This window comes from Psychrobacillus sp. NPDC058041, from assembly GCF_042885655.1.
In the GTDB taxonomy this organism is placed as follows: Bacteria; Bacillota; Bacilli; order Bacillales_A; family Planococcaceae; genus Psychrobacillus.
In genome coordinates this window covers 1-6,242 of sequence record NZ_JBHVRO010000004.1, presented here as the reverse complement: position 1 = coordinate 6,242, position 6,242 = coordinate 1, and the positions used below count along the sequence as shown (strand labels likewise).

The 6,242-nt window shown below is 37.4% G+C and carries 6 protein-coding genes, 6 tRNA genes and 1 rRNA gene; 2 read left to right on the top strand and 11 right to left on the bottom strand.

What is annotated here, in order from left to right; genetic code table 11:
* The 4 genes from ACFVR1_RS07500 to ACFVR1_RS07485 all read right to left on the bottom strand — a co-directional run.
* Positions 1 to 319 (bottom strand): sigma-70 family RNA polymerase sigma factor (locus tag ACFVR1_RS07500; RefSeq protein WP_387582473.1); only part of this gene is annotated, 319 nt, incomplete at its 3' end.
* A gap of 252 nt (positions 320 to 571) precedes the next feature.
* Positions 572 to 1,477, bottom strand: coding sequence for an arginase (rocF, locus tag ACFVR1_RS07495; RefSeq protein WP_387582471.1), 906 nt, complete (start codon positions 1,475 to 1,477; stop codon positions 572 to 574).
* A gap of 70 nt (positions 1,478 to 1,547) precedes the next feature.
* On the bottom strand, positions 1,548 to 2,129 hold the full coding sequence (locus tag ACFVR1_RS07490) for a GNAT family N-acetyltransferase (protein WP_387582468.1): 582 nt from the start codon (positions 2,127 to 2,129) through the stop codon (positions 1,548 to 1,550).
* A gap of 58 nt (positions 2,130 to 2,187) precedes the next feature.
* Positions 2,188 to 3,279: a citrate/2-methylcitrate synthase gene (locus ACFVR1_RS07485; RefSeq protein ID WP_387582466.1), complete on the bottom strand. Its 1,092-nt coding sequence runs from the start codon at positions 3,277 to 3,279 to the stop codon at positions 2,188 to 2,190.
* Between the two features lie 105 nt (positions 3,280 to 3,384).
* Between ACFVR1_RS07485 and ACFVR1_RS07480 the strand changes: the two genes are divergently transcribed.
* Entirely contained in the window at positions 3,385 to 4,266 is an 882-nt protein-coding gene (locus ACFVR1_RS07480) for a LysR family transcriptional regulator (RefSeq protein ID WP_387582463.1), read from the top strand.
* A gap of 26 nt (positions 4,267 to 4,292) precedes the next feature.
* The gene (locus ACFVR1_RS07475) at positions 4,293 to 4,838 is read left to right on the top strand and encodes a histidine phosphatase family protein (protein WP_387582460.1); all 546 of its coding nucleotides are present in this window, start codon (positions 4,293 to 4,295) and stop codon (positions 4,836 to 4,838) included.
* Between the two features lie 56 nt (positions 4,839 to 4,894).
* On the opposite strand, the gene ACFVR1_RS07470 is transcribed toward ACFVR1_RS07475, so the two are convergent.
* From ACFVR1_RS07470 to rrf, 7 genes are all read right to left on the bottom strand, one after another.
* A tRNA-Ala gene (locus ACFVR1_RS07470) sits at positions 4,895 to 4,967 on the bottom strand.
* A 29-nt stretch (positions 4,968 to 4,996) separates the two neighbouring features.
* Positions 4,997 to 5,071 (bottom strand) — tRNA-Gln (locus ACFVR1_RS07465).
* Between the two features lie 6 nt (positions 5,072 to 5,077).
* Positions 5,078 to 5,161, bottom strand: a tRNA-Tyr gene (locus ACFVR1_RS07460).
* 21 nt (positions 5,162 to 5,182) lie between these two features.
* Positions 5,183 to 5,258: transfer RNA gene (locus tag ACFVR1_RS07455), tRNA-Val, on the bottom strand.
* A gap of 168 nt (positions 5,259 to 5,426) precedes the next feature.
* A tRNA-Thr gene (locus ACFVR1_RS07450) sits at positions 5,427 to 5,499 on the bottom strand.
* A gap of 13 nt (positions 5,500 to 5,512) precedes the next feature.
* Positions 5,513 to 5,587, bottom strand: a tRNA-Asn gene (locus ACFVR1_RS07445).
* A gap of 584 nt (positions 5,588 to 6,171) precedes the next feature.
* Positions 6,172 to 6,242: ribosomal RNA gene (gene rrf, locus ACFVR1_RS19570) — 5S ribosomal RNA — on the bottom strand; the annotation flags it as partial.

Sequence of the window (6,242 nt, the reverse complement as noted above, 5' to 3'; positions counted from 1 at the left end):
ACATATTAAGTCCTTCTGTACCCGCAACTTCAGCATCTAAATAATAATCTGGCTTCTTTTTTCTTATACGATCAATACATAGGTTTGTCGCAATTCGATACAGCCAAGTAGAAAATTTTCTTTTTTGATCAAACGTATGAATATTAATAAAAGCTCGCACAAATGCTTCTTGGGCTATGTCTTCTGCCTCGTGACGATTTCCTAACATGCGAAAGCATACTTGAAAAAGTCTATGCTGATACAGGTCCACAATCTCCGCGAATGCGTCTTTGTCGCCTTTTAACACTTGTTTTATTCGTTTGTTCACTAACGCATCCATGGTGATTTCCCTCCGCTCTATGCGGCTGTCTTACCTATACGAGTAAAGGTTCCAACAGGTTTCATTTTTTTTTACATTAATTTAATTTTACCAAATTTTTTCCTCTTTGTGTTATTAAATAAAAAGAAAAAGCAGACTTAAGTGTCTGCTTTCATCTTAGAAATATTCATAATGCGGATCTCAGACTGATTTGAAAACACTTGTCAGTCGAAACAACCTACATTCGCTGCCAACTTGCGCAGGAAAAGCGTATTAAACGAGGCTTTCCCCAAACAAAGAGCCCATTAGTGCAACTGCAACGTCTGCTGTTTTATTTTTTTCATCTAGAATTGGATTTACTTCCACAAATTCTGCTGAAGTGATTAAGTTGGACGAATAAAGCATTTCCATCGCTAAATGGCTTTCACGATAGCTAATTCCCCCTGGAACTGGTGTCCCAACACCTGGAGTATAAAGCGGATCAATACCATCAAGATCTAGAGACAGATGTACCCCATCTACTTCGCGCTCACGGAAATATTCAATCGTTTGATTCATCACTTCTGTCATACCTAGCTTGTCAATTTCATGCATTGAAAAAACTTTAATGCCTTTTTCCTTGATTAATTCACGCTCACCAGGATCTACCGAACGTGCTCCAATAATAACGACGTTTTCTGGTTTAATCTTTGGAGCGTATGAACGAATATTCACTAAGTCATTATGTCCTAAACCTAGACTAACTGCAAGTGGCATTCCGTGTATGTTTCCTGAAGGTGAGGTCTCAGCAGTATTTAAATCCGCATGTGCGTCATACCAAATAACTCCAAGGTTTTCATATCGATCCGCTAAACCTGCAAGAGTTCCAATAGCAATACTATGATCTCCACCAAGTACTAAAGGAAATTGACCTGCCGTTAATACTTCATGTACTTTATTTCCAAGCTTCGTGCTACCATCGATTACATCTCCAAGGTTTCGCAAATGCGTATTTGGAGATTGCTCTTTTCTAGTTTGGCTAATTGCAATATCGCCTTCATCTTTTACAGAATGGCCTAGCGCTTCAATACGTTCAACTACCCCCGCATAACGAATAGCACTAGGGCCCATATCCACACCACGTCTATTTTGTCCAAGATCCATCGGTACACCTATTAGAGAAATACTTAATTTATTCATTATTTTATACCTCCTTCAGTTATTACACCTATTGTAATACCTGAAGGGCAGTTGGCTCAACCTAACAAAATTATGAATATTTATTCATAAGCTGAACGAGGTTATTTTTTACTTCTTTCCATTCACTTGCAATGATTGAATAGACTACTGCATTCCTAACAGTTCCATTTGAACGTATGCGCTCATTTCGTAAAACGCCTTCTTTTATTCCACCTATACGTTCAATTGCTCGTTGTGAATTTACGTTTAACTCGTCTGTTCTAAATTGGACACGTATCATTCCAAGGTTTTCAAAGGCGTGTTTTAATAGTAAATATTTGCACGTAGTATTCACATGTGTTCGCTGAAACTTTTTCCCATAGAACGTGGATCCTATTTCACACGTATAATTTACCGTATCGATGCCATAAATTCTTGTTGTCCCTATAATTTCTTTTGTTTCTGTATGCTCGATTACGAAAGTGAGAGCGGTTTTGGCGATATTCATTTGTTCTATTCCAGCTTGAAGCCATTGGTCCAACTGTTCATAGTTCTCTATTTTATTTAGCATAAATTCAAAAATCTTTGGATCGTAAAGCTCCCACAACCGTTGAATATCCGATTCTTCTAATGGGCGTAGTGTTAAATCGCCAAATACAATTATTTCTGCCAAATTCCAACACCTCACTTTTTTCTATATCATAATAGAAAGATATAGGTGTTGGAAAGCATTATTTTCTTTTAATCTCACCTAGGTAAACTGACTGTGGACGGAACATAGCCTGATCATCCACTTGCTCTATCACATGTGCACTCCATCCTACGATACGTGCCACACTAAACGTTGGTGTAAATAAAACTGCTGGCATATCGATTGAACGCATAATTGCTGCAGCGTAAAACTCCACATTCGTATATAGTTTTCTACCAGGTTTGTACTTTTCTAAAAGCACTGTGATTTCTTTTTCGGCTTTGGTTGCCAAATCTAACCAGGAATCTGAGCCTTGTAAACGTAAACACGCTTCTCTTAATAAAATCGATCTAGGATCCTCCGTTTTGTATATACGATGACCGAATCCCATCACCTTTTCTCCGTTTTTAATTTTTTCTTCTATGACTGGTTGAATTCTTGATTCATCTTTTATTTCTTCCAGCAAATTTAACACTCCGGATGGTGCACCTCCATGTAAGGGTCCTTTCATCGTTCCAATTGCAGACGTGATTGCTGCTGGTAAATCCGATTCGGTGGATACGGTAACTCTCGCTGCAAACGTAGAAGCGTTTAACCCATGTTCCATTGTCAATTTTAAATACGTTTCCAATGCCTCCACTTGCGTTGAAGTCGGCTTAATACCATTCAACAACCACAAATAATTCTCTGTATGCGAGAAGTCATCTTTTGTTTCTATTATTGCTAGTCCAAGTTTCTTTCTATAGTGCCTCGCTACAACGACTGGAAGAGCACCTGTGAGGACGATTGCCTGCTCCATCATTTGCATTTGCAAAAATTCCGTAGTAGCAAAAGCGGAAATTGCTGTTCTCATTACGTCCATAATAGAGACTGTCGTCGGAAGTGCATCTATAATATTTTGAACATGTATAGGGAGACTTCTTCCCTCTTTTAGCTTTATATTAAACTGGTGAAGTTCCTCATCTGTTGGTAGCTTGTCGTACAACAAAAAATATGCTATTTGTTCGAATGAATAATCCGGTATTAGTTCCTTCACGTCGGTACCTCGATATCTTAGTACTCCATTTTCTCCGTCTACTAAACTAATTTTTGTTTGCACCGCAACAATACCCTTTAATCCTTTTTGAAACATAGTAATTCCCCTTTCTTTTCTTTAGTATATGAAAGATATATAATTATTAAAATTAAATAATATATATTAAGTTGATTAAAATCTTTAATTAGGAGGAGAATTTTATTGGAATATCAATGGTTGAAAACCTTTATAGTTGCTGCCGAAACTAATAATTTTAGAAAAGCATCTGAAAAACTGTTAATGTCACAGCCAAGTGTTACTGTCCATATAAAATTATTGGAAGAGTATCTTGGAGTTTCTCTCTTTGAACGAACTAATAAACGAGTGCACTTAACCGAAGCAGGTAAAATGTTTTATATAGAAGCTAAACAACTTACTAAAGGCTTTGAGGTAAGTGTGAATCGTCTACATGCTTTCACAGAAGGATATACTCGCAAATGGAATATTGCTATATCTCCTTTAATGGCCGAAACTATTTTACCTTATATTTTGCGTTCCTTCATGAACAATCATCCATATCTTGAGGTGTCCATACGAGTAGCAGAATCTAGTTCCATCGAAGATTTAGTGTATAGTGGAGAAGTTAATATTGGCATTTCAGCTATAGATGCAACAAGAAAAAGTATTCAATCTATCGAACTTTATAAAGATCCACTTTTATTTATTGTTCCAACTGATGCTTATGATGATGAATCAGGACCAGTTTTAGATGCAGAGGACTACTTAAAAGACCATTACTTATTTACTCATCATCATCCAGTCGTTTGGGATCCACTTCTTCTACAAATCCGCAAGAAAGTATTTAATTTGAAAACGATGAAAGTGACGCAAGCCTATATAGTAAAACGATTCATTCAAGAAGGTCTCGGTACCTCATTTCTCCCAAAGTCCATTGTGAAAAGGGAACTTATAGAAGGGCGTGTAATGAGTATACCTTTTGATTTGTTCCCACTTCCCGAAGTAAAGACTTTTCTATTACTAGAATCATTAGGGGAACTAGAAAAAGAATTTATTAAAAAGATTTCCCAATACTATTTTGGCTAATAATTTTAGAATTAGGGGGTAAAGAGATGAAGAAACATATATATATAATTAGACATTGCCAAGCAGAAGGACAAGAAGCCAATGCGTCCCTTACTGAGAGAGGATATAACCAAGCTGTTCTGCTTGCTGAATTCTTAAGTAACATCAAAGCTGACCGTATTATATCTAGTCCTTTTTTACGTGCACTCGAATCTATTGAACCTTTTGCAAAGAGCAAAAGTGTAGATGTTCAAATTGATGATCGACTAGCAGAACGAGTACTAAGCTCCTTGTCGATGCCAGATTGGCTCGATAAATTGAATGAGACATTTAGCAATATGGAGTTAAAACTAAAAGGCGGAGAATCAAGTGTGGAAGCACAGAAACGAATATTAGAAGTAATAAACGAGATCTTAACTAGTGATTTGGAAAATACAATAATCGTAACACACGGAAATATCATGTCTTTACTATTGAAGTATTACGATAATAATTTTGGCTTTGAGCTATGGAAATCTTTAAGAAACCCTGATGTGTTTTTATTGCAGTTTACCAATAACACTTGTTCAATCGAGCGTGTGTGGGAAAAGTAATTTACAACGAAAAAAGGGTATTCCAATCTAATTGGAATACCCTTTTATATATTTTATGGAGCCTAGCGGGATCGAACCGCTGACCTCCTGCGTGCAAGGCAGGCGCTCTCCCAGCTGAGCTAAGGCCCCTTAATAAGTTTTATTTTTATGAACGGTTATGGCTGGGGTACCTGGATTCGAACCAGGGCATGACGGAATCAAAATCCGTTGCCTTACCGCTTGGCTATACCCCAATAAAATGGTGGAGGGGGGCGGATTCGAACCGCCGAACCCTAAGGAACGGATTTACAGTCCGTCGTGTTTAGCCACTTCACTACCCCTCCAAAGCTAAGTATGAAAATAAATGGTGGAGGATGACGGGCTCGAACCGCCGACCCTCTGCTTGTAAGGCAGATGCTCTCCCAGCTGAGCTAATCCTCCTGGGTTATAAAATCACGATAAGCAGCGCATTTCTGCGTCAACTTATTTCGCTTAGTTGTTTCCTTGACTTGCTTACTTCTCCAGTAAAACCGGACAAGAATAATAATAACATATTTAGCCTACTAAGACAAGTAGTTCTTTTTATGAACGTTCCCTACTTAATATGTAAGCTTCCAACCGGATTTGAACCGGTGACCTCTTCCTTACCATGGAAGCACTCTACCTACTGAGCTATGGAAGCGAAGACAAAAAAATGGCTCCGAAGGTAGGACTCGAACCTACGACCAATCGGTTAACAGCCGATTGCTCTACCACTGAGCTACTTCGGAACGATATGTTTAATTAAAGTACAAATATAATTATAACAACTCTTTTTTTAATTTCAAGTTTATTTTAACAATTTCTCTAAAATTTTATAGAAGATTTTTGTACTTTAACTATAGAGAAGAAAACTGGTAACTTCAAATAATTTCCTAGGCAATAAATGATATTAGATCATTGAGATAATATGACGAGGATTTATAAAGTAGTTTCTATACAGAAGATTCCCTTGAATTTATCCATAAAAAGTTAGAAAGCGGTAAAACGAGCATCCATAGTCTAAGAGAGACTAAATCTTACAATATAGAGTTTAAGCTGTCTAAATTCAAAATATGACCTTGAATTATTATCCATAAACAGTTAGAAAGCGGCAGAACGAGACCAACCATACTCTAACCGAGACTAATTTGGTCAAATCCGAGACCATTTTAATTAGAAGCGAGACTAAATCTCACAATATGGAGTTGACTCTATATGAGATAAATCCATAAAACAGCTGTAAATTCCAAAATTAGTCCAATTTAGTTAAAACAAGATAATTATATGCATCAAAAAAGCCGCTACCGAATACTCGGTAACGACTTTCTCTAGTGCCTAGCGACGTCCTACTCTCACAGGGGGAAACCCCCAACTACCATCGGCGATGAAGAGCTTAACTTCCGT

Excerpts from the sequence above, each read along its gene's own strand:
- ACFVR1_RS07475 (WP_387582460.1), top strand. The coding sequence starts at position 4,293 with ATGAAGAAACATATATATATAATTAGACATTGCCAAGCAGAAGGACAA.
- ACFVR1_RS07485 (WP_387582466.1), bottom strand. The coding sequence starts at position 3,279 with ATGTTTCAAAAAGGATTAAAGGGTATTGTTGCGGTGCAAACAAAAATT.
- rocF (WP_387582471.1), bottom strand. The coding sequence starts at position 1,477 with ATGAATAAATTAAGTATTTCTCTAATAGGTGTACCGATGGATCTTGGA.